At 39.0% G+C, this 22889-nt stretch carries 23 protein-coding genes; 4 read left to right on the forward strand and 19 right to left on the reverse strand.

What is annotated here, in order from left to right:
* Positions 1-6: 6 nt before the first annotated feature.
* The 3 genes from HQN86_RS16805 to HQN86_RS16815 all read right to left on the reverse strand — a co-directional run bounded on the left by HQN86_RS16805 (position 7) and on the right by HQN86_RS16815 (position 2078).
* Complete coding sequence (locus HQN86_RS16805; RefSeq protein WP_172662089.1) at positions 7-840, reverse strand: hypothetical protein; 834 nt, start codon at positions 838-840, stop codon at positions 7-9.
* Between the two features lie 6 nt (positions 841-846).
* On the reverse strand, positions 847-1674 hold the full coding sequence (locus tag HQN86_RS16810; RefSeq protein WP_172662090.1) for an ABC transporter ATP-binding protein: 828 nt from the start codon (positions 1672-1674) through the stop codon (positions 847-849).
* A gap of 176 nt (positions 1675-1850) precedes the next feature.
* The gene (locus tag HQN86_RS16815; protein ID WP_172662091.1) at positions 1851-2078 is read right to left on the reverse strand and encodes a helix-turn-helix domain-containing protein; all 228 of its coding nucleotides are present in this window, start codon (positions 2076-2078) and stop codon (positions 1851-1853) included.
* 351 nt (positions 2079-2429) lie between these two features.
* Here HQN86_RS16815 and HQN86_RS16820 point away from each other — a divergent pair, with 351 nt between their 5' ends.
* Together HQN86_RS16820 and HQN86_RS16825 are read left to right on the forward strand one after the other, a co-directional pair.
* The gene (locus HQN86_RS16820) at positions 2430-3242 is read left to right on the forward strand and encodes a sigma-70 family RNA polymerase sigma factor (RefSeq protein WP_172662092.1); all 813 of its coding nucleotides are present in this window, start codon (positions 2430-2432) and stop codon (positions 3240-3242) included.
* Between the two features lie 3 nt (positions 3243-3245).
* Positions 3246-4343: a hypothetical protein gene (locus tag HQN86_RS16825; protein WP_172662093.1), complete on the forward strand. Its 1098-nt coding sequence runs from the start codon at positions 3246-3248 to the stop codon at positions 4341-4343.
* Positions 4344-4481: 138 nt separating this feature from the next.
* On the opposite strand, the gene HQN86_RS16830 is transcribed toward HQN86_RS16825, so the two are convergent.
* From HQN86_RS16830 to uvrB, 16 genes are all read right to left on the reverse strand, one after another.
* The gene (locus tag HQN86_RS16830; protein WP_172662094.1) at positions 4482-4766 is read right to left on the reverse strand and encodes a hypothetical protein; all 285 of its coding nucleotides are present in this window, start codon (positions 4764-4766) and stop codon (positions 4482-4484) included.
* 365 nt (positions 4767-5131) lie between these two features.
* Positions 5132-5992 carry a glucose-1-phosphate thymidylyltransferase RfbA gene (gene rfbA, locus HQN86_RS16835; RefSeq protein WP_172662095.1) on the reverse strand — a complete coding sequence of 287 codons (861 nt, stop codon included), beginning with the start codon at positions 5990-5992 and terminating at the stop codon, positions 5132-5134.
* Positions 5993-6029: 37 nt separating this feature from the next.
* Positions 6030-6608 carry a DUF3109 family protein gene (locus HQN86_RS16840; protein WP_172662096.1) on the reverse strand — a complete coding sequence of 193 codons (579 nt, stop codon included), beginning with the start codon at positions 6606-6608 and terminating at the stop codon, positions 6030-6032.
* A 6-nt stretch (positions 6609-6614) separates the two neighbouring features.
* On the reverse strand, positions 6615-7391 hold the full coding sequence (locus HQN86_RS16845; protein ID WP_172662097.1) for a DUF3108 domain-containing protein: 777 nt from the start codon (positions 7389-7391) through the stop codon (positions 6615-6617).
* Positions 7392-7421: 30 nt separating this feature from the next.
* Positions 7422-7937 (reverse strand): DUF2480 family protein, encoded by a 516-nt coding sequence (locus HQN86_RS16850; protein ID WP_172662098.1) that lies wholly within the window; start codon positions 7935-7937, stop codon positions 7422-7424.
* A 64-nt stretch (positions 7938-8001) separates the two neighbouring features.
* Positions 8002-10098, reverse strand: coding sequence for a peptidylprolyl isomerase (locus HQN86_RS16855; RefSeq protein WP_172662099.1), 2097 nt, complete (start codon positions 10096-10098; stop codon positions 8002-8004).
* Positions 10099-10225: 127 nt separating this feature from the next.
* Complete coding sequence (locus HQN86_RS16860; protein WP_246269669.1) at positions 10226-10798, reverse strand: LptA/OstA family protein; 573 nt, start codon at positions 10796-10798, stop codon at positions 10226-10228.
* Positions 10798-12108, reverse strand: a complete 1311-nt coding sequence (locus HQN86_RS16865) for an outer membrane protein transport protein (RefSeq protein ID WP_246269671.1) — start codon at positions 12106-12108, stop codon at positions 10798-10800. Before HQN86_RS16865 ends, HQN86_RS16860 begins: the two co-directional genes overlap by 1 nt.
* Entirely contained in the window at positions 12071-12826 is a 756-nt protein-coding gene (locus HQN86_RS16870) for a type III pantothenate kinase (protein WP_172662100.1), read from the reverse strand. Before HQN86_RS16870 ends, HQN86_RS16865 begins: the two co-directional genes overlap by 38 nt.
* Before the next feature lie 80 nt (positions 12827-12906).
* On the reverse strand, positions 12907-13887 hold the full coding sequence (locus HQN86_RS16875) for a DUF6427 family protein (protein ID WP_172662101.1): 981 nt from the start codon (positions 13885-13887) through the stop codon (positions 12907-12909).
* A gap of 29 nt (positions 13888-13916) precedes the next feature.
* A complete protein-coding gene (locus tag HQN86_RS16880; RefSeq protein WP_172662102.1) occupies positions 13917-14903 on the reverse strand; it encodes a glycosyltransferase family protein in 987 nt (328 codons plus the stop codon).
* A 117-nt stretch (positions 14904-15020) separates the two neighbouring features.
* Entirely contained in the window at positions 15021-15872 is an 852-nt protein-coding gene (locus tag HQN86_RS16885) for a UDP-2,3-diacylglucosamine diphosphatase (RefSeq protein ID WP_172662420.1), read from the reverse strand.
* Between the two features lie 223 nt (positions 15873-16095).
* Positions 16096-18579 carry a YfhO family protein gene (locus HQN86_RS16890; RefSeq protein ID WP_172662103.1) on the reverse strand — a complete coding sequence of 828 codons (2484 nt, stop codon included), beginning with the start codon at positions 18577-18579 and terminating at the stop codon, positions 16096-16098.
* Positions 18580-18663: 84 nt separating this feature from the next.
* The gene (locus tag HQN86_RS16895) at positions 18664-18924 is read right to left on the reverse strand and encodes a DUF4834 family protein (RefSeq protein WP_172662104.1); all 261 of its coding nucleotides are present in this window, start codon (positions 18922-18924) and stop codon (positions 18664-18666) included.
* 167 nt (positions 18925-19091) lie between these two features.
* Complete coding sequence (locus tag HQN86_RS16900; protein ID WP_048903438.1) at positions 19092-19292, reverse strand: YwbE family protein; 201 nt, start codon at positions 19290-19292, stop codon at positions 19092-19094.
* A complete protein-coding gene (gene uvrB, locus HQN86_RS16905; protein WP_172662105.1) occupies positions 19292-21328 on the reverse strand; it encodes an excinuclease ABC subunit UvrB in 2037 nt (678 codons plus the stop codon). The genes HQN86_RS16900 and uvrB overlap by 1 nt, the downstream gene beginning before the upstream one ends.
* 172 nt (positions 21329-21500) lie before the next feature.
* On the opposite strand from uvrB, the gene upp reads away from it, so the two are divergent.
* Both upp and HQN86_RS16915 read left to right on the forward strand, forming a co-directional pair.
* Positions 21501-22145 carry a uracil phosphoribosyltransferase gene (gene upp / locus HQN86_RS16910; protein WP_172662106.1) on the forward strand — a complete coding sequence of 215 codons (645 nt, stop codon included), beginning with the start codon at positions 21501-21503 and terminating at the stop codon, positions 22143-22145.
* 12 nt (positions 22146-22157) lie between these two features.
* Positions 22158-22847: a YjjG family noncanonical pyrimidine nucleotidase gene (locus HQN86_RS16915; protein ID WP_172662107.1), complete on the forward strand. Its 690-nt coding sequence runs from the start codon at positions 22158-22160 to the stop codon at positions 22845-22847.
* Positions 22848-22889 lie beyond the last annotated feature (42 nt).

The following is a 22889-nucleotide window of genomic DNA, read 5'->3' on the forward strand; positions in this document are numbered from 1 at the left end:
TAAAAATTAAACTTCTTTTTCTTTTACCCTGAAAAAGGTAACGCACCAGAGAAAGACCGTTACGGCTGTTATACCTACCATGGCGTATATGAAAAATTCATTATGGGCTGAACTAAACCCGAAATTTGCCGAATCCTGCATCTTGTCTCTTGTCATCCAGTTTGCTGTTTGGATCAAGGTATAAATAAGCGCCGTTAAAAAGAGCATTACCACAACAGCAGTTTTGATGTAATGAAACCGATTAAAATAAACCGAACCCAACAGAAAAATACTGGTGATCATGAACGGCACAACAACCATGGATTTTATCTCATCATGCTCAAAAAAATCGTTAAAAAAAGTCCTTGCACTCACAATACCCGTTTTGGGTGTTGGATGAACTCCGGAAGTCCAACTAAAAGTAATTGTACCAATCGTCTTATCAATATATTTTACAAACGCCAAATCTGTTATATAAAAGACAAGTAAAAAGCTAAACACACTGAAGATGCCAGTATAAAAGATGCTGCAAAGCCATTTTTCTAATGTAGAGGCAGGAGTCATCAATTCGATAATGGCTTTCGGTTTTTGCCCTAATAAGGAAAAATAACCACTAGCTATAACACTAATAAAAATGAATCCCAACGTCAGGAACAATGGAATTCTAAAAGACAAGTATAAAAACCCCTCTGAATTATATCTGTACCCTTTCTCCGCTTCAGGTTCTGGCAAATTCCAGGCGTAAAAAAGGATAAGCACGCCCACAACCACCAATAGGCTGATCAGGTATATTTTGCCAAACTCGAGCCATTGTCTTTTTACCAATAACCAAAAACGATTAAAATTAAATGAGTTGTTCATAGTGCGTTAATTAAAAATGGGTTTTAGTTTTTTCTTTTCTGCAATCACTGCATTGAATAGCAGCTCAATATCCATCTTGCTATCTTCCTGATGAAAGTTTGGAACTACTACGTTATATCCCGATAATGCTGGCTCAGCGTAGATCACCGTTTCATCTAACTCCTTCATTTTTTTAAAGGTCAATTTTTGAGTGATTTCTTCAATTGATGCTTTTAATGAGATTGTGCTTTCATCCAACATGATCACTGTATCAATTAAATTATCAAGATCACGTACTTGATGGGTTGATATCACAATGCAGCGATCGTCAGTTAAAGCAGAGGCCATCACCTTACGGAATTGTGCTTTTGAAGGGATGTCTAAGCCATTGGTTGGTTCATCCATGATCACCAGTTTAGCCTGGGTGGCCAAGCCAAAGGCAATAATAAACTTCTTCTTTTGTCCGTAGGACATATTTACCAGCTTGTTGCTAATTGGAATGTTAAATTCCTCTAATAACACATTCAAATAAGCATAGTCAAATTTCTTATAAAAGGGAGCATTTGCCTTTATATAAGCATCAATTTTGATTGATGGGAGGTAAAACTCCTCAGGAATAAAACAAATGTCAGCTAATAGTTCAGGTTCTCTTTTCGCGGGATCAAATCCCATCACTTTTAAAGATCCACTTTGTGCATATACCAAACCTGCTATATTTTTTAATAGACTGGATTTCCCTGCACCGTTTTTTCCTAGTAAGCCGTAGATATGACCAGCACTGAGCTGCATACTCATGTCTTTAAAAAGCAAATTATGCTTACTGTAACCAAAATTAAGATTGTTAATTGTTATCATTACTACTGTATTAGTTAAATAATACACTAATGTACAGTGTAATTTTATGATATCCTAATAATTAGGAAAATAAATTCAGGATTAAAATTTAAAGCTTGAAAAGACGAATCTGAGAAAACAGCAATAAACTATACAGCTACACCAGTTGCAGTCGTCAACAATACCGCATTTTATTATTAACCAAAATCCAGAAGATCTTTTGGGTTTATATCTAAGCCTTTTGCCAGCTCAACGATGGTAGAGAGTTGAACATTTAGTTTCCCATTCTCTATTTTGGATATTTTGCTATCATCAAGATCACAACGAGTAGCTAAAGCCCGCAAACTAAGTCCCTTACTCAAACGAATTTTCTGTAAATGCGCGCCGAAACTTACTTGTAAGTCAGAATAGTTTTTTTTGGGCATGTGATTTTTATCAAGCAAGTAAAATCCCTATATAAAATAAAAATATTGCGGACTTAAACGACCGCATTTTGAAAATTTTTGACTATCTTAGTCACATGAATTAAAATATGTAATGCTATTTTTGTAATTCTTCTTAAAAAACTGGAAGCATTACACTAGAGTCTTGATCTGGAAAACTGGTAATTTAATAGACCCAAGACGACGGTGAAGATGCTCACGCTAAATGGCGTGGGCTCTTTTTATCGTGGTCAAGGGTATACCAGTACCTCCAGATCGATAAATTGAGCTTCACGTCATTTTGCGTTATCTCCCTTTATGACTCATATTAATTGTTAACTAACTATTATTAATATGAACTTTACCAGTTGTAAGATCAAAGACGAACACCGTAATTTTCTCAAATTCCGCCAAGGCGATGAAAAAGGGCTGGAGTATTTTTACAATCGCTTTTACCCTTCTTTATACCATAAAAGAAAAAGATACATTAAAGATGACACCAATGCGGCCAGCATCGTCAGCGAAGCATTTCTACGCCTCTGGCTAATTCGAAACAGCATCACAGACCCCAACCACATTGAAACCTTCTTGAGTAACACCACCATCGAAGCCTGCAAATCCTATTACAAAACTTCAAGTCACAATTTCCAGCGGAATATGCTCCGGCTTGATGAGATCGAAAACTACCAGGAATTTATGGGAGGCTATGATCCTGAAGAGGAATTGGATCCCGATGACATTTTCTATCAGGAACAACTTGATGACCGCTTAAAACTGCAATGGCAGCAAGTTGAGGCAGTCATTCCCAACCTCACTGAGAATCAGCAACTGTTTATCAAGCTCTGCCTGAAATACGCTTTCAACTATGAGCGTATTGCCTGGCATATTGGTGGCATCTCTGATTATCAGGTAGCCACAACTGTCGAGAAAACACTGGAAACCTTAAAGTCCATTCTGACCAGCTCACAAAAACTGGAGGCTACAGGAAAGACCTCAAAATTTAAATTCGAAGGTGACCTCTGTGAAGAGCAATCCAGAATTCTGCACATGCGCTATGAACTCCAGTACAGCTTTGAAGAGATTGCCAGGCAAATGAATTTAACTCAGCAGCACATTCAACGAACCTTCGCTCAGGCCTGTACCAAAATCAAAAGAATTAAAAAATAAGCTATGGAAAAAGAGACCATGATCCTGACCCGTAAGATCCAGCTGCTGATTGATTCCGAGGACAAACAAGTCATCAAAGCCGCAAAGGATCAATTGTACAGCTGGCAGCGGATTTGTTTCCGTGCAGCCAACATGATCATGAGCCACCATTTTGTCCAGGAGCAGGTCAAAGATTTTTTTTATTTAACAGAAGAAATCAAGCTTAAAATCGCTGATGAAAAGAAAGAAGAAAACGGAATTTTAAAATCCTCCCAGCAAAACACCACCTACCGGCTGCTCTCCAATCATTTTAAAGGACAGATTCCTACAAATATTCTCAGCTACCTAAACAACACCCTGATATCCTCTTTTAACAAGGAAAAGGTGGCCTATTGGAAAGGTGAAAAGTCGCTGAGGAATTATAAAAAGAATATTCCCTTGCCTTTCGGGGCGGAAGTGATTTCAAAGCTGAGCCATACGCCCGATGGAAGAAATTTTTGCTTTAGATTATTTCAGATTCCATTCAGAACTTATTTGGGTAAAGACAGATCAGATAAAAAAGTTTTATTGAACAGAGTACTGAACGGCACACTAAAACTCCGGTCAAGTCAGATCCAGCTGGATCAAGGCAAAATCTATCTGTTGGCAGCCATTCAGATCGAAAAGGAGCAACATCATTTGGATACCTCAGTTATTGCAGAAGCGTCTTTATCTATTGAACACCCCGTTACTGTTAAAATCGGAAGTCATGAACACACCATTGGTAACAAGGAAGAGTTCCTACACCGGAGATTGGCCATACAGGCGGCGATCTACCGGGTAAAGAAGGCGGTTACTTTTAACAGGGGTGGCCATGGACGGAAGCGAAAAAGGAAAAGCCTGGAAGACTACCAGCATCAGGAAAGAAAATATATTGACTATAAACTCCATGTGTATAGCCGCATGCTGATAGACCTCTGTGTAAAGCATGAGGCGGCAACCCTTATCCTGGTCAATCAGGAACTAAAGGAGGAAATAGCGAAAGAAGACCCTTTTTTATTGCAGAACTGGAGTTATTACAGCCTGAAAGAAAAAATTGCCTATAAAGCTGACAGAGCAGGCATTCAGCTAGTAGTTGAATAGAAGTATCAGGCTCAGGCCTGTCCTAATGGTGATAAGGTTAGTTCTTTGAAAGGAAGACATTTAATATGGAGGCTGCTTGTGCAGCCATAGGGTGAGGTTATTTTAACACTCACTGAATTGCTTAGGTAGAAATGCCAATTAGTTGACATCTCCTATTTTGAAAGCAATGCGCAATGCTCTATTGTAATTCCGTTTCAGAAACGCATATGCTCTAGGCATGACAAAATGTAGATCCTGGTAATTGGTTAGCTTGGCTTGATAGATATGCCATCCAGGAAGGTTTATCTTTTCGAATGCCACGGATACCAGGCTGTTTGTATAGAAATAAGAGGCTGCTTGTACAGCCATAGGGTGAGACAAAATGTACTCACTAAGTTCCTGACAGTAGTTGGCAGTGCCATTTACCTGTTCTATCGCGAACATACCATGCCGGGGTAGCTTATTAAAATCCCTTTGGACATTTAGGTCTGGAAAAAAAGTATAAGAGGTTACTTCTACATGTAAATATTAAAGAAACTTGAGGCTGCTTGTACAGCCATAGGGTGAGACAAAAAATGTACTCACTGAGTGTAAAAGACAATACAACCGCTACGGGCTCTATTAATATGACGTATATAACATCTTTGCAACTAGCGTAAAAAGGCCTTTTATATTTTTATAGGTTTCCCCCGCATGCATTAATAAGCTAAAACATGCAGGGTAAAAAGTCCTCCACCAACAGAAGGCATTGGCAGCGGTAAGCTCACTGCAGGATGACTCGTTGGTAAAATTATTATTTGCAAAAAATGCTATCTTAAAATCTTCAACAGGTAAGAGCCGTATCCACTTTTCACCAAAGGCTCGGCTACTTTCCTTAACTGTTCTTTATCAATAAAGCCCATTCTGTAGGCAACCTCCTCGACACATCCGATTTTTAATCCCTGACGTTCTTCGATTACCTGAACAAATTGTCCGGCCTGCATTAAAGAAGCAAAAGTACCCGTATCTAACCAGGCAGTACCCCTGCTCAAAACGCCAACTTTTAGCTTGCCTTGCTCCAGATAAACTTTGTTTACATCTGTAATTTCGTATTCCCCTCTTGGTGAAGGTTTGATGTTCTTAGCAATTTCCACAACAGAGTTATCATAGAAATACAAGCCTGGAACTGCATAATCTGATTTAGGTTGAGCTGGTTTCTCTTCGATTGAAATCGCTTTGTTTTGATCGTCAAACTCAACAACACCATACCGTTCAGGATCAGAAACCCTGTAAGCAAATACAACACCACCATCCGGATCAGCACTTGATTGTAATAATTTAGCCATTCCATCGCCATAGAAGATGTTATCTCCAAGCACTAAAGCAACTTTATCATTTCCAATAAAGTCAGCCCCGATTACAAAAGCCTGTGCAAGACCATTTGGCTGCTCTTGTACGGCGTAAGAGAACTTACAGCCAAGAGATGCTCCGTCGCCAAGAAGTTTTTCGAAATTAGGGAGATCGTGAGGTGTTGAGATGATCAGAATTTCTTTGATTCCGGCCAGCATCAATATAGACAATGGGTAATAGATCATCGGCTTATCATAAACCGGCATCATTTGTTTACTCATTACCAGGGTTAAAGGATGCAACCTTGTGCCACTTCCCCCTGCTAAAATTATTCCTTTCAAGTTATAGCGTTTGTTTGTTTAAAAATCTATTAAGGTGTTAACTATTTACGTCTTTATCCGAAGATACATTATCTTCCAGCTCTTTAAACCATTCCGCACCATATTTCCTGGTCAAAGGTCCTTTTAAGAACTGATAAACCGGCACTTTTAACTCTCTTCCAAATGAACATGCATCGTGGCAGATGTGCCATCTGTCGTAATTTAAGACCTCAAATTCCGGGTATTGGGTTACCCTGATCGGATATAGATGGCAAGAGATTGGTTTTTGCCAATCGATTATTCCCTGCTCATATGCCTTCTCAATTCCACACTTCGTAATTCCGTTCTCGAAGGTAACATAAGCACATTCTTTGTGCCCATCTACGCATGGCGTAGTTAAATCGCCATCTGCATCAACGACAGATGTTCCCTGCTCTTCAATTGCGGCTATTCCCTTAGGTTCAAGCAAATGCTGAATCTTTGGATAAATTTCTTTAAGTATTGCTGTTTCTGCTACATCTAAAGGCGCACCAGCATCACCCTCTACACAACAAATACCCTTACATTTGTTGAGGTTGCACACAAAGTTTTCCCTGATCAGGTCTTCATGCACGAGGGTATTTTGTACTTCTATCATCTTCTTCTATTTTACTATAGCCAGGGGATACCTTAATCCATCGGCCGATTTAATTTCCATTATTACTGATCCTACCAGAATCTCTACCTGAGCCTTTACAGGCACCCTGTTGCCATCATCAGTAATCCATAAGTACAATTTACTGTCTTTACGGAATATCCTTCCTGGCTTTATGGAAGGGCTAAATTTCAGACAGCTTATTTTTCCAAGCTTAGTCTTTATCACTTCCTTACCTAAATATTGTATTTGGAGCTGACTGATCTCATCGCTCAGGAAATAGTTTAGTTTAACAAAATCACCGGATTTCATTTTAGAGACATCAAGGCTTCTGGCAAAATAGTAAGAAGAAACCAGGTCGAATGTTTGATTACTAGGGGCAATAAATGTACCCTTTGTAGCCACTACTTTCCTCTCCTCCTGATTAAATCTGGCTTTGTCCTGTCGCCTGTAACTCCCTTCCCTGATATTCTCCTGAAAGAAATAGGGCTTTAAGTTAACCTTATCTATGTAGGAATCGTAATGATCTCTGATCTTATAAAAGATATCGAATGTTCCGGAGGTTACTCCATCCACACTTAATTTATAAGTAGGATTACCCTCAAATTTAAGATCAGAGTTAAGCACTTTTAATGTGCCTTCTGCCGCGGTAATAAATCCATATTTCAATTTATAGGTTAAAACCTCTCCGGGTTGAAACACCGGTTCCTTTACAAAAGGTAGCTCCTGGGCCGCAGCTCTAAAGCTTAGGAATGCAACAACAATAAACAATAGTGATTTTCTCATACCTAAGCTAAAACAAAAAACAATCCAAAATTAATCCTTTCGCTTATATATGGGCACAGTAGAACATGGCTCTCCATACATAATGCTTTTTACAACTGGCGTTAGCAGGTTAGTAATCTCTACATAAGCTGCAACAGGCAGATCAATATCTGCACAACCTTTTACGACCACACGTTCACCGGCAAAGGCATTAAGATCAATCTTTGCCAGGGCTTTAGTAAACAACACGGCTTCTAATGTTTCAAGGCTACCAAATACAACCTCATTTGCATATGGTTTCATTTTGTTAGCCAACAGCATGTAAGCCCAGGTAGGTACAATAGCATCAGCACTGCAGGTGATGGCTACATTTTTACCAGTATAAGCGGCCCAGTCGTGCGCTTTTATAAACTCTCTGAAATCTTTCTCTCTTAACATTAGTCCGTGAAAAAGATTATCCTTAATATCATAAACGACTCTCTCGCCCTGATTAAGGTAATCTTCAAGGTTAAACGTAATTAAACCGCTGGCCGCTACTTTATTGACAAAATTTTCTTGAATCTCCATCGCTCTAAAATAAAAAAACCGGAAGTAGAAACTACTTCCGGTTACAAAATTACGTAAAATAAGATTAATAGAATTTCACCCTATTGTCTTTTATGTCGCTTTTATCTTGTAATGCCTGGAATGCCGCACCTAAAGAGCGCTGAGCAGTAGCCTGCATCATTATTTCTTTTTGTTTATAAGTATTCGCTAACGGTGCAGGATTCGTAAATCCATCCACTGAGAATGCATAAACACCACGCTCGCCATCAATTGCTTTAGAAAGCTTACCTGGCTGAGATCCAAATACCGCTCCAACCACTTTATTTTCCTGGCCACCGCCTGGGATAATAGGATTAGAGAATACGATGTTTTGAACCGGTGTTGCTGGTTTAGCCAGTTTTTGAGCTACCTGATCAATGTTGGCCGCACCTTGTAATGCTTTGTCAACTTTTTCTTTAAGCATTTTAGCTTTAACTAGATTACGAACCATTGGCTCAATATCTTTCTTCACTGCATCTAATGGCAATGTTCCTTTTGGTCTGATATCCGTAACACGTGCTACCACAAATGAATTATCCATTTGATATACCTGGTCTAACACATCTCCTTTTTTAGCATCATACGCATCACGAATTAACTGACGTGGATTATCTAAGCCCGGAGCGAAACCTTGTGTTGGTGTAATTTTATCAGCTACACCTACAGTATAACCTTTTTTCTGAGCAAGCTCAGAGAAACTGCCACCTTTAACTTCACTTAAGAAGTTACTTGCTTTTTTATAGGCCGCATCTTTAGTTTTATTACTTGCCAATAAGCTCTTCTCGATGTAAGCCAGTTTAGCCACTTTTGAAGAACCAATTTGTTTCTCGATTTTAATTAAGTGCACACCAAACTGTGAGGTTACCACTTTAAGGTCGCCAACGCTACCGTTAAATGCAGCATTCTCGAATTCAGGCACCATTTGGCCACGTGCAAAAGTACCAAGATCTCCGCCTTTATCTTTAGATCCGTCTACGCTGTACTGAGCGGCTAAAGTAGCAAAGCTTGCGCCTTTTTGAATCAGTCCTTTTAACGAATCGGCCATTTTTACAGCTTTATCTACACCACCAAGTTTGCTGGCATCAAGTAAAATATGACTTGCTTTCACTGAATCAGGAGAGAAACGGGTATCTATAACTTTAACCAGTTTGTAAGAGTTACCTGAGAATTTAGGCCCGAAGAAACTTCCTGCAGGCAGATTAAATACTACTGAATCTACAGCTGGGTCCAACTTACCTTTATTAATATAAGTGTATGGAACTTTAACGTCTGAGTTAACCGCAGCAAAAAGAGAATCGTTGGCTGCTGTTTTAAAGTCGGCTGCAAGCTTCTCAACCTGAGATTTCACCGCTGCAGAATCTTCTTTAGTTGGGCTAACACTGAAAGACACATACTCAAATGCACGTGTTTCTGTAGGGTTTTCAAAACGTTGTTTGTTATCGTTATAGTAATCTGAGTAATCAGATTCTGCAATCTTTACGCTTGCGTCAGGAATAGATGCATATTCAAGACCAACATATTTAAAGTTAGCCAGTTTATTACGGTTTATATATTCATCATTAGCTTCTAATGAAGTTACATAAACAGCGTTGCTGATCATCTTAACATATTTTTGTTGTAATGCCTGTCTTTCTATTTCAGCTTCAACTGCCTGAAGCTGTTTTGCCATATTAGGATCTTTGTAACCTTCTTTAAAGGTTCTGATCACCTGAGCTCTATCAACCTGACCAGTTTGAGGGTTTCCAAAATATTGTACAATTATCGGGCTTGGATTGTCTCCTTTAATCAGGTCAGCCAATTCATCACCAGAAACGTTTATACCTAAACGGTTATACTCTTTTCCTAAAAGAACTCTTGCTACTTCACCTTGCCACACATTATCAACCGCCATAGCCTGCATTTGGGCATTGCCTGAACCACCATATTGTTGTTTGAACTGAGCAAGGCTTTGATCAACCTTAGCCCCAAACTCATCTATGTTTATATCCTCACCATCAACAGACCCCACAACTTTTTGAGAAGCAGCCCAGAAAGGCTTACCTACGTTAATTGCATCACCAACCAAAAATGCAACAATTGCAAAACCGATGGCTCCTATCAGAATATAGCCTGCGCGATTCCGCAAAAATGTCATTAAACCCATAATATTCTTATTTATAATTTTTTTTAAGAGGGCGCAAGATACAACTTTTGCTAAAAAAAGAAAATATTAAATTGTATTTGAATAAGTATTTAAAAATTAGGGAAATAAGGCCCTTAAATAATTGTGCTTATTCTCCGAAATTATCCGGCACATAGGTCTCACCCGATCCGTTTTTCCAGTTGATAAAATTGAAATCTTCGGTAGCAGTAAAGTCCACCGCATTAAGCACTGTACCGTCTGGTTTTGTAACTACTCCCTTTGGAGATAAAAACAGTTTCTTGTTTTGGTCCCAAACCAATTCTTCGGTATTAAAGGTCATGTTTTCATTAACAACAACAACGTTTCTCCTGAAGATGGTCAGCTTCTCGGTATCCTTCATAATCGCATAGTCTGAAGTTATAGAGCCTTTGATCTTTGTGGTGATTTCGTCGATGAAGTTGATCTTTACACCCTTTGGCATTTCCTGATAAACAGCGCCATTGGCGGGAGTAACTTTATCAAGAATAGGTGCAAACCCTTGCGCTTTAACTTTAGCAGAGTCGCTATAAATAATGTCTACACCGGTAGTACGGTCCCTGTTTAACGCAATCTTTTCAGATAGCTTTGCGGCTTTCTTCAAGTCGTCCTCCCCACAGGAGCTTAAACAAATTTGCAGCAGACAAAGTATAACACTTCCATATATTATACCCCGGGTTTTCATTAGTCGAATTTATATCTTCTGAACCAGGTATCGTTAAGTGTAAATCCTAGATGAAAATTAATATAGTTCTCCTGGATAAGCCCGTTCGTTAGTGATCCTCTTTTTCCTACTTCAGTAGTAAAGTTTAGCTTGTAAAAAGAGCTTCTGCTAAGTGCTAAAGGAAGCCCTACACCAAAGGTAACGGCCATTTGTTTTACGTCCTGATTATTTAGCTGGATATAGGTTTTATCATACTGGAATCCAACACGATAATCTACATGCTTAAAATATCCCGAAACTGCTGTTGCATCCGGCGTGATTTGTCCACCTGCCGAGAAACCCCAGCTATCCTGTAATCCCTGATTAACACCATCCATGCTCAATTTAGACCACTGGCCCATTCTATAATCGGCACCGATCATCCATTTGTTATCTCTTTGAATAGAGATCCCGAAATTGTGCATCAAAGGAAGTTTCATTTTCGCTGAGCTGTTTTCAACTATCTTAACCGTATCAAAGGGCGATAGCTCGGCACCTTCATTATCCTTTTGGTATAAGGTGGTCAAGAAAGTCTTTTTGTAATTTATTGACGAAGAAGAAGATCCAGAATAACCTAAAGTAATGCGTTTTCTTGTTCCCAGTGGGATTTCATATTGTGCGCCGTAAGAAAAACCAATTCCGCCAACACTATTCTTTTTAATGTTACGGCTATTAAAGGCCACCTGATTAACCGGCTCTAAAGAGGCGTTTTCCTGCAGGTTTCCGAATATGTATTCGATGTTACCACCAATTCTGAAATGGTCTCCAAATTGCTGTCCGTAACCAAAATATGCTTTTGTTAAATTTCCTTCTCCTGAATAAAGGTAATTTACGCTGTTTGTATCCAGCTTATCGCTAACCGTATATTCATAACCGAGCTCTGTAAATGGCAACAAGCCAAAGCTTAATGCTGACTTTCCTGATACTACAGGGAAAGCAAGTGCAACGTGACTAAGTGTACCGTTAAAACTGCTTTCGGATTTTGAACCATCTTTTAGGGTAGTAAAAGCTCCGCTTAAGCCCATATCAAGTGTGGTCATTGTGATTCCGGAATAAGAAGCCGGATTCTGCATATTGATGTTACTAAATCCGCTGGGTTTATAAACACCTGTGGAAATGCCACCCATTGCCTTAAACTGAGGAAGTAATGCTCCTTTAACGTTTCCAAGTCCAAATCTGGAGTATGGCGACTGTGTTGTAACCTGTGCATTAACAGAAATACTGGTAAGCAATAACAATACTGCCGCTATATAATTAATCTTTTTGTACATATTCAAAAGCAATGACTTCATTTAATCCTTTTAATACTAGGTATGGATCGTGTATAATTCGAGGCGCAAAGATGCTGTTTTTTAATTGTTTCAGCAAAAAAGCTGCATCTCCTCCTGTTATTAGTACCGTCAGATCCTTATTTTCTTTATTTTTATGGGAAATAAATCCCTCAACTTCATTAATTACGCCTTGTAAAACTCCGCTTTTAATGGCAGTTGGCGTGTCTTCACCCGCGGGTATCTCTGTTTCAGTTCTATCCCACTTTACGAGGGGCAATCTGCGGGTAAAATGATGTAATGCTTCAAAACGCATGTGTAAGCCTAAACTTATACTACCTCCAAAATAGGCATCATCGCTATCCAGCAAATCATATGTGATGCAAGTTCCTGCATCAATTATAAAACAATTTCTTTTGGGATAATAATAATGGGCTGCAATAATCTTTGCCCACCTGTCCAAACCCAGCGTAGAAAGTGTTTTATAGTGATTCTTGATTCCAGTGTTTATCCTTGTAGAAAACTCAATATAATTTGTGTTCTCTTTTAAAATGCCAATGACATCTTCAAATTCAATGGCTACACTTGAAATTGTTGAATTGCTAATCTTATACTGCTTAATTAAACTTATCAGCGCCTCAGCCGTTACTTGTTTCAGCGTTTGATATTCAACCAGCTTCCGGTTATTAAAAACAGCCAGTTTACTATTCGTGTTACCAATATCTATGACAAGATTATGCATTCAGGACAGCTACTCCAAACTTCATTGCACAAAGCTATTAATCTTTAGCAAGTTTCAACATTTCAAATTGTTAAAAAAAGTTAAACAAACAAAAAGTACTGAATAGCAAAAACCAGGATTAGAAACATACTTTCATAAAACCATCTTTTTTTGGCATTTGAGAAATAGTACGCCAATAAAACCGCTCCCGGGGGTACACACAACAAGAAATGATATAACCTGAAATCGGGTTTGGTATAAAAACTGACAATGCTGATGATGAACATAAAGAACAGCATTTGAAATGCCTTTCGTGTACTGATGAAGCTTCTAAAAAAGTTCTCGCGCAGCTGCAGTGTGGCCAGAACAATCATCACTACCACCGGAACCAGCACCAGGTAGTCGTTATAATTGATTGTAAATACAGATGGGAATTTATTGGTTAACGGCAGCCAGATCTTGTAGAACATGGACAAATTATCATTCCAATAATAGTAAACGCCTACAAAGAAAAATATGGTTAAGAACCCCACCAGACCAGAAATCCACTCTCGCCAGCTAAACGACCTGTATAGCAATAATGTAAACCACAGCATGGCCAGCATGACAATAAAAGGAAAATAAATAAGCGTTCCGATAGCGATGATCATCCCTACATCAAACATCGTCATGATTGCGTTTAGAGATTTCCCCATCTTCAAAAATTTGTCCATTATCCATATCATGAGGAAATTACAAATCAAAGTAGGACTCAGAATAAGAAAAGGCATAAACAAGCTCGAAGCGGTAACATATAACAGTGCAGGTAAATACCCCGGCTTACTTAACAAGCCATGATTGTTGACCACCCTGTTAAACAGGATTGCCTGTACAAAAATGATTATCCCTGCAAAAAAAACATTGCCTGCAGGCGAAAAAGTATTTTGAAGAGGCATCTGAATAAAGAATTTAGTATACGGTTCTAAAAATTCAAACTGAAGCGATGGAGGGAGGTCAGCAAATATTGCCATGCGCATAAAAAATGTATATGCGAATAATATGAGCAGGTTTATGGGGTTTAAATTTCTAAATTGATTGATCATGCCTGTATATTAAGGCAAAGTAAAGCAAATTATCTGGCAAACTGCCTCACAACTTTATCAATTACCGCAGCGGTTTCATCTGGAAAATGAAATTGATGCTCCTGAGGATTGCTTACCCAGTTTTTAACAATTGGCAACCAGTTTCTATTGCTTCCCCATATTACGGGTAGTCCGAATTGCTTTAATGCGAAAGCATTACATTGCTGTTCGTACTGAAATTTCATGGGCGCAACAAGCAATTTTTTACCCATATGCAATGCTTCGGCAGGCCCCTCAAATCCGCCACCTGTAAACAAACCTTCGCAGGAAGCTAAGCTCTTATTGAACAACTCATTATTCACCGGCTGAACAGCCACATTTTCATCAGTATAGGCCACTTTAGTATGTTTAGAAAAGACCTCCCATTTAATATGCGGGATTTGTTTTAAGATAGGAACGAGAAATTTATCGTCTATTGCAGGCAGGTAAACGGTATAATGGCCCAGGTTTGAAACAATCATATTCCTGATTTCAGCACGAATTACCGGTGTGTAAATGAAATCATCATATCTATCGAAATGGAAGCCAACATAATGAGATGCAGGAGCATAGTATTTCATAACCAGCTGCGCCCAATCTATACTTTTAGGTTTAGGAACTTTTTTAGATTGAAAGGAAGCCTGGTGACTGAGCCCAACGCTTTCTATCCGCTGGCGTTTACAAGCCCAGGCGGTAACCGGTTCAAAATCATTAAGGATCAGATTATACTCCTTAAGCGGTACGCTGCGCATGTCTTTAATAAAACGCGGAAGATTCATTTCCTTCCACGTTTCATAATGATTTACACCACCTTTTTTACCGAAAATAAAGCTAAAGCCATGAAGCTGATATTTCACCTGCTGTGTTAATTTAACATCGGCCTGGGTTCCGCTGATTAAAAGATCAACATCTCCATATTGCTGTAGCAATGGCACAATTTCTCTTGCCCGGCTAATGTGTCCATTACCGGTTCCCTGAATGGCGTAAAGTATCTTCATCCGCACCGAATATCTGTAATTTTAATCAGAATATATTGCTTTTTTATAGGTTATAAAGCTTGCATGAGCTGAATTCAAAGTAAAAGAACAAATGTAAGCTCATGCAGGTTTAACGCGCTAGGCAATTTCTAATTTAATCTTTTGCAATAAAGTATTAATATCCAATTTACTGTGAAGATCTTCACTGTCTGACAAAACACCTTCCTCTGCTTCATCCTTCTCAAAGTCCTTTTGATCGTACTTAAAAATCTTCCAGCCTTTATCGTAGTACTCGAGTGCTGTTAAATTTTCAACCCAGTCGCCACTATTCAGATAAGTTACTTCACCATCTTCTGTGGTAATGGTACGCATTTCGGGTTGGTGAATGTGCCCACAGATCACATACTGGTAACCTTTTTCGACTGCAAGTTCTGCAGCGGTATACTCAAACTTATTGATGAATTTTACCGCATCTTTAAACTTGGCTTTTATTTTTTTAGAGAAACTCATCTTCTCGCTTCCTATAGAAGTAAGGCACCAGTTTACAAAACTGTTTATCAAAATCAGTGTATCATAACCTACTGCACCAAGTTTGGCCAGCCATTTAGAATGCTGCATGGTTACATCAAAAACATCCCCATGAAAGAACCATGCCTTTTTTCCATCGAGTTCCATGATCAGTTTATTTTGAAGGTGGAATGCACCTAAATGCATGTCGGCAAATTTCCTTAACAATTCATCATGATTTCCTGTTAAGTAATACACAGGAACACCCTCGACTACAAATTTCATTAATTTTCGAACGACCTTCATGTGGGTTTCGGGCCAGTATCTTTTACTAAACTGCCATACATCAATAATGTCGCCGTTCAGTACCAGCATTTTAGGCTTAATGCTTTTAAGGTATTTTAACAATTCTTTAGCGTGACAGCCGTATGTTCCAAGATGAACATCTGAAATTACAGCTATATCAACTTCTCTTTTAGATATCATCTTCCTCCATTGTTAATTCGTATGGGCTGAAAAAGAAAGCTATTATTGCAATGACACATACTATTAAAAACAATTCCAACATAGGATATTAGTTTATTATACAAATTTGCAACATGTAGATTAACAAGGCGTTAAGAAAACATTATGATTAACCGGAGGGGCAATAAAAAAAGCCGTCACTTTTTAAAGTAACGGCCTGTATAAAATCTATAAACAACTATTACTTAGCTGTTTTTTTCTTTTTCTTATCGTCATAGAATGCAAATCCAAGACCAGCTACTAAAAGTATAGAACCAGCCAGAGAGATTTTTTCTCCTAGATAATATGAAGTTGGCTCAAATTTAAATTCAACTTTATGATTACCAGCCTCAAGCTGTGCAGCACGGAGTACATAATCTGCTCTGAAGTATGGTTTCTGTACCCCATCTACATACATATTCCATCCTTTATCGTAATAAATCTCAGAGAACACCGCAATGATATCACGAGGAGCAGTATAAGAGTAAACCATATGATCAGGGCTATAGCTGTCCAGCTTAATGGAAGCCGTTGGATCTGCACCAACATTCTTAGAGCTGATCTGATCTTTATATCTGACATCAACAATAGCTTCTTTTTTAGGGTCAAAGCTGCTGATTGCTTTCATTTCCTCATCAGCATCTTTTACAAACTGAACATTCTGAACAATCCATACGTTTCCTGCTGCTGTTGCGTTATTTTTCATCTGGTAAGATCCATTTTTAGGGTCCTGAGTGATGATATATTTGGTATTCAACATATCCAATACGTCCTGATTTACGCTTTTGGTAAGCTGGTTGTCTATCAGTTCCTGATATCTTTTCAGTTTTGCGGCATGATACCCACCAATGGTTTTGTGGAAAGCGGAAGTACTCGCATCTGAGAAGGTGTTAATGGTTAAATCCATTACCCTAAAATCAGGATCTTTATCTGATGAGATGAAAGTATCTACTTCACGCGGCTGGAAATGGTTGTTTAAATCCGTTTTACTCGCAAAATTGCTGTTGTTCAAGTAACGGCGATCTACCTGCCACATGTCGATCATAACCGCGCATCCCAACAAGATAAAGGCAAGTTGTATGTTGATCTTTTTAGTGATAAGTGCCCATACCAAAGCGTATCCAACAGCAATAAACAGGAACGAACGAATGGCATCAGCGCGGGCAATATCAGCTCTATCGGCAATAAGTGCATTCGCGATAGATTGTGCTACACCTGCATTATTTTGAAGCATCTGTGTAAGCGCCTGCACCATTAACTGATGATTAGCAGTTGTGAAGCTAAACAGGGCTGTAGGCATGATGGCTACAATTAGTGTAAAACCACCGGTTATTCCACCTGCTATGCTTAGTTTTTTGACAAGTGTTTTTTGATCATAAGTACCTTCCTGAGCTTCTTTAATGGCAAGAAAAGCTAAAACAGGAACCATTAAGCCCACGAGGGCCAAAATAGACTCTACTGCTCTAAACTTATTATATAATGGAAAATACTCGAAGAAAAGGTCGGAGATCAACGGAAAGTTCTTTCCGAATGACAGGAACATGAAAAGAATGGTTGTACCGAGTATCCACCATTTTAATCTGCTTCTTACGATTAGTAAGCCAAACACGAACAGGAAGCATACGATAGCACCAAAGTAGTACGGGCCGGATGTTCCCGGTTTCTCACCCCAATACTGCTGCAAGCCGATTTGTCCTGCCAGCTGGCCTATTGCCTGTGTTGGATCGCCACCGGTTATGCCTTGCAAAGTTTTATAAGTATGGCTTTCGGGCTTTACCAGTGCATCTATACTGGTTGCACCACCATAAAGGTCCGGAATCAGGAAAGTAAAACTTTCGCCAATACCCTGACTCCAGCCATAAGCATATTCTTTTGACAAGCCATTTTTCTCCTCTGCCGCATCGGTAGTTAAGTTAGATTTGCCTCTGTTAGATTCTTTGCCGTACTCGTAAGTAGTCCATAGCTTACCTGTATTAACCATAAATGCAACCAGCATTCCAACTGCCAAAAAGCCTAAAGCCTTGCCCAACTGGTCAAGTTTTTTAGCTTTTACAGCATGGTAAATTTCAATACCGATGAATATTAACAAAGCAATCATCAGGTAATAGGTCATTTGAATGTGGTTTGACCTGATCTCTAACGCAAGGAATAAAGCAGTTAAACTTGCCCCTATCCAGTATTTTCCCCTGAGGGTTAAAATTACACTGGCGATGATGGGCGCACAAAATGCAATAGCAAGTGCTTTGTTGCTATGACCCGCGGCAATAATGATAAAATTATACGATGTAAAGGCAAAAGCTATCGCCCCTGCAGCTGCCAGCCATGGATTGATGCGCAGCACGATAAACAGGAAATAGGCACCAACAAGGTACAATAAAACCGAATCTACCGGGTCGGGAAAAATAGTTTTTATTAGAGAGATGACATAAGTTGCTCCATTATACGGATGCTGAACCCAAATCTGGTATGCCGGCATACCACCAAAAATCTGGTTAGTCCATAATGGACCTTTACCATCTTTTTCTTTGTAGTGCATGATTTCCGTGGCGGTTGCCTTAGCTCCCAAAACGTCTCCCTGAGCAGGTGCCTTACCTTGCAGGACAGGACTGAAGTAGACAAAACAGATGATTATAAAAAATCCAATAATGGCCAGGTGTATGCCATTTGCTTTTAACCAATTATTCATTAAGGTTTGTTTATGATTTAAACTAACCCCAAACTTAGATAAAAAATCCTTTTTAAAAAAAATAAAAAACTGGCAAAAAAACGGCTATTTTATCTCTTCGTAATCTACAAAATCGCCTAATTTATCTGAATTTCCCTTCTTTTCTCTAGGTGGTACGTATTCGATTGAGATGTCGCCTTCTGGCTTTGAATAGCGTTGATTGTTCGGCTGGCGAGACTGGTTTGCAGCTTGCTGCTGAACTTTGCTAAACATACTTCTCAATACTACAGGAAATATTAAACGGAGGATGATCCGGATAATATACATGACCAGTACCGATATTAATATGAATTTTATAAGTCCCATTTCTTTATTTTAATATTTACAAATTTAAGTAAAACTGTTCAATTACAGCCTTACTAACCTCTCTGCAACCTTTGAAAAGAGGTTTATTGGTAAAATATAGACACAGTTGCGATATCAATATTACAAACGCAATTAGATTATTGCAAAGCAATTACAATATACCTTATTTATTCTTCATCAACAATAGCGGCAACCCTGCCCACTTGCCCGTCTTCCAACCGAACCTTAATTCCTCTGGAGTGATATGGTGCTGAGGTTAATAAATTACTTACAATGCCTCTTGTTAATGTACCATTACGCTGATCTTTTTTCAATATGATATCCACTTCTAAACCTGGATATATGTCTTTTCTGTTTTTTCCGTCCATTATTTACTAAATCTTTCTTCAAACATTTTTTCCATTGCAAACATCTCATCTCTCAATCTTGCAGCCAACAAGAAGTCCATCTCTTTTGCAGCTTTAGCCATGTCTTTACGTGTTTTGTCTATTGATTTTTGCATTTCGGGCTTAGTCATGTACTGAACAATCGGATCAGCAGCTATGCTCACTTCATCAACTTCTACATATGCCTTTGCACGGGTAGCATTACCAGAGAAATCCAATACTGATGTTTGCTCGAGTATTGCCTCTCTGCTTTTACCTACAGTTTTAGGGACGATGCCATTTTCCAGATTATAAGCAATTTGTTTGTCTCTTCTTCTGTTGGTCTCCTCTATAGTTCTTGCCATAGAATCTGTAATTTTATCGGCATACATGATTACCCTCCCCCTATCATTACGTGCAGCTCGTCCAATTGTTTGAATTAACGCGCGATCAGAACGAAGAAAGCCTTCTTTATCTGCATCCAGTATGGCTACAAAAGAAACTTCCGGCAAATCCAGACCTTCCCTTAACAAGTTAATCCCTATCAGCACATCAAATTCACCTAATCTAAGTCCCCTTAAAATTTCTACACGTTCCAGTGTTTTTACTTCAGAGTGTATATAGCGGACTTTGATGTTTAAGCGGTCCATATATTTGGTCAATTCCTCAGCCATTCTTTTTGTAAGCGTGGTTACCAATACCCTATCGCCCATTTTAATGGTTTTATCGATTTCATCAAGCAAATCATCGACCTGGTTGATTGCCGGACGAACTTCAATTAAAGGATCTAGCAAGCCAGTGGGGCGAATGACCTGCTCCACATACACCCCATCAGATTTTTGCAGTTCATAATCGGCAGGTGTAGCACTTACATAAATCGTTTGTGGTGCCAAACGCTCGAATTCATCAAAATTAAGCGGGCGGTTATCCAGTGCTGAAGGCAAGCGGAAGCCATATTCTACAAGCGACATTTTACGGGATCTGTCGCCGCCATACATGGCTCTGATCTGCGGAACAGTGACATGGCTCTCATCAATCACCATCAAATAATCGTCGGGAAAATAATCAAGTAAGCAGAAAGGCCTCATTCCCGGCGAACGTCCATCGAAAAACCTTGAGTAATTTTCAATACCTGAACAATAGCCCAGTTCTTTCATCATTTCGATATCGAAATTTACCCTTTCTTCAAGTCTTTTTGCTTCCAGTAATTGTCTGTCGTCAATCAATTGATTTTTCCTGATCTCCAGTTCTTCCTGGATACCCCAGATAGAAGAGTTAAACCTGTCCTTTGGCGTTACAAACAAATTGGCAGGGTAAATGGCCATATCTTCAAGCTTCTCAAGTGTTTTCCCAGTCACAGGATCAATAGCACTAAGCTCTTCAATATCGTCGCCAAAGAATGAAACACGATAAGCCGTATCCAGGTAAGCAGGAAAAATATCTACGGTATCGCCCTTTACCCTAAACGTCCCCCTCTTAAAATCATTTGTGGTACGTGCATATAAAATCTCGACCAGACTATGTAAAAATGAATTGCGTGAGATCCGAGTTCCTACTGAGAAACGAAATACTGATCTTGAAAAATCTTCAGGATTACCCATACCATAGATACAGGAAATGGAAGAAACCACGATCACATCCCTGCGACCCGACATGAGTGCCGATGTAGTACGTAATCTTAATTTCTCTATTTCTTCATTTATACTAAGGTCTTTTTCTATATAGGTGTTGGTACTGGGCATAAAAGCCTCAGGTTGGTAATAGTCGTAATAAGACACAAAATAGTTCACGGCATTTTCTGGGAAGAATTGTTTAAACTCTCCATACAGTTGTGCCGCAAGCGTTTTATTGTGGCTGAGGATTAAAGTAGGCTTTTGCGTTTGCTGAATTACATTGGCAACAGTAAATGTTTTTCCTGAACCGGTAACACCTAAAAGAGTTTGATAATGTTCATCTCCATTCACACCCTCAACCAGTTGTTGAATGGCGTTAGGTTGATCGCCTGTAGGTTTATAATCTGAAACAAGTTGAAATTTCATCCGTGCTTTTTATGATTTTTAATTTTAGATGGTACCTGGCATAATTTTCAAATTTACAAAAAAAAGTACACAACGGCTATGCAGCCGCCAAGCTGAAGGTGGCAACTGTAACACCTTTAACTTAAAAGAGCAACCAATTGTTTTAGAGGGCAATTTTGTTTAAATTTATGTGATGATATTCGAACTCAGCAAAATAAATTCACATGCCAATGTTTTCATTTCGGAACTTCGGAATGAGCACATCCAAAAAGACGCCATGCGTTTCCGCAGAAATATGGAACGTATAGGTGAATTTTTTGCCTATGAAATCAGCAAGACGCTTGAATACACAAAAACGGAAACCCAAACCCCATTGGGCATTGCACCAAGCGTGCAATTGTTGGATCAGCCGGTTTTGGCAACGATTTTACGGGCAGGACTCCCCTTACACCAGGGATTGCTGAATGTTTTTGATCAAGCTGATGCTGCTTTTATTGCTGCCTACAGAAGAACCCACAAAAGCGGAAGTTTTGAGATACAAATGGAACATGTTTCGTCGCCTGATTTAACGGATAAAACCGTGATCATAGCCGACCCTATGCTGGCAACCGGTCTGACAATGGTACTTTGCTGTAAGGAATTAATACGAAGATATCCACTCAAAGAATTACACATTGTTTCAGTAATTGCAAGTACCGAAGGCGTTAGACATGTAAGGGCAAATTTACCTAAAGCTAAGCTATGGCTTGGTGCTATTGACGAAGAAATGACCAGTAAAGCGTATATTGTGCCCGGATTAGGCGATGCCGGAGATTTGGCATATGGGCTTAAGCAGTAAGGCGTTTTTACTATGATTAAACATATTTTTTTCGATTTAGACCATACCATTTGGGATTTTGACAGAAATGCTCAGGAAACTTTGCATGAGCTTTATACACATTATGAGCTTCAGAAACTCGGATTAACATCTGCTGAGGATTTCATAACGACTTATACTGAAAACAATCATCTGCTTTGGGCGCAATATCATGTAGGCACCATCACCAAAGAAACTTTAAGATCAGAGCGATTTAAAAAGACTTTTATTCAGCTAGGGGTATCCCCTGAACTTGTGCCACAACAATTTGAAGAGGACTATGTGAACCTGACCCCGACAAGAACTAATTTATTTGAAGGATCCGAAAAGGTATTGGCTTACCTTCAAAAAAAGTACACCTTACATATCATTTCCAATGGCTTTAAGGAAAGTACATTAACTAAAATGGACCGTTCAGGTTTAAATCCGTACTTTAAAAATGTGATCATTTCTGAGGATGTTGGTGTTAATAAACCTGACAAAGCTATTTTTGAATATGCGCTGGACAAGGCCAGCGCAGAAAAACATGAATCTGTTATGATTGGGGACAGCGTTGAAGCAGACATTCGCGGCGCCCAGGCATATGGAATTAAGGCCATTTACTTTAACCCTTTAAATAAAGAAAAACCTGAAGATGTTGAATGGCAAATTACACATCTTGAAGAATTATTGTTACATTTTTAAATGTTGCAGATCTTATGAAATTAGATTTAACAACATACATAC

It is taken from the genome of Pedobacter panaciterrae, from assembly GCF_013204795.1.
In the GTDB taxonomy this organism is placed as follows: domain Bacteria; phylum Bacteroidota; class Bacteroidia; order Sphingobacteriales; family Sphingobacteriaceae; genus Pedobacter; species Pedobacter panaciterrae.

Coding starts and splice junctions, on each gene's coding strand:
- HQN86_RS16805 (WP_172662089.1), bottom strand. CDS start 840: ATGAACAACTCATTTAATTTTAATCGTTTTTGGTTATTGGTAAAAAGA.
- HQN86_RS16810 (WP_172662090.1), bottom strand. CDS start 1,674: ATGATAACAATTAACAATCTTAATTTTGGTTACAGTAAGCATAATTTG.
- HQN86_RS16815 (WP_172662091.1), bottom strand. CDS start 2,078: ATGCCCAAAAAAAACTATTCTGACTTACAAGTAAGTTTCGGCGCGCAT.
- HQN86_RS16820 (WP_172662092.1), top strand. CDS start 2,430: ATGAACTTTACCAGTTGTAAGATCAAAGACGAACACCGTAATTTTCTC.
- HQN86_RS16825 (WP_172662093.1), top strand. CDS start 3,246: ATGGAAAAAGAGACCATGATCCTGACCCGTAAGATCCAGCTGCTGATT.
- HQN86_RS16830 (WP_172662094.1), bottom strand. CDS start 4,766: ATGTTCGCGATAGAACAGGTAAATGGCACTGCCAACTACTGTCAGGAA.
- HQN86_RS16840 (WP_172662096.1), bottom strand. CDS start 6,608: ATGATAGAAGTACAAAATACCCTCGTGCATGAAGACCTGATCAGGGAA.
- HQN86_RS16845 (WP_172662097.1), bottom strand. CDS start 7,391: ATGAGAAAATCACTATTGTTTATTGTTGTTGCATTCCTAAGCTTTAGA.
- HQN86_RS16850 (WP_172662098.1), bottom strand. CDS start 7,937: ATGGAGATTCAAGAAAATTTTGTCAATAAAGTAGCGGCCAGCGGTTTA.
- HQN86_RS16855 (WP_172662099.1), bottom strand. CDS start 10,098: ATGGGTTTAATGACATTTTTGCGGAATCGCGCAGGCTATATTCTGATA.
- HQN86_RS16860 (WP_246269669.1), bottom strand. CDS start 10,798: ATGAAAACCCGGGGTATAATATATGGAAGTGTTATACTTTGTCTGCTG.
- HQN86_RS16865 (WP_246269671.1), bottom strand. CDS start 12,108: ATGAAGTCATTGCTTTTGAATATGTACAAAAAGATTAATTATATAGCG.
- HQN86_RS16870 (WP_172662100.1), bottom strand. CDS start 12,826: ATGCATAATCTTGTCATAGATATTGGTAACACGAATAGTAAACTGGCT.
- HQN86_RS16875 (WP_172662101.1), bottom strand. CDS start 13,887: ATGATCAATCAATTTAGAAATTTAAACCCCATAAACCTGCTCATATTA.
- HQN86_RS16880 (WP_172662102.1), bottom strand. CDS start 14,903: ATGAAGATACTTTACGCCATTCAGGGAACCGGTAATGGACACATTAGC.
- HQN86_RS16890 (WP_172662103.1), bottom strand. CDS start 18,579: ATGAATAATTGGTTAAAAGCAAATGGCATACACCTGGCCATTATTGGA.
- HQN86_RS16895 (WP_172662104.1), bottom strand. CDS start 18,924: ATGGGACTTATAAAATTCATATTAATATCGGTACTGGTCATGTATATT.
- HQN86_RS16900 (WP_048903438.1), bottom strand. CDS start 19,292: ATGGACGGAAAAAACAGAAAAGACATATATCCAGGTTTAGAAGTGGAT.
- uvrB (WP_172662105.1), bottom strand. CDS start 21,328: ATGAAATTTCAACTTGTTTCAGATTATAAACCTACAGGCGATCAACCT.
- upp (WP_172662106.1), top strand. CDS start 21,501: ATGATATTCGAACTCAGCAAAATAAATTCACATGCCAATGTTTTCATT.
- HQN86_RS16915 (WP_172662107.1), top strand. CDS start 22,158: ATGATTAAACATATTTTTTTCGATTTAGACCATACCATTTGGGATTTT.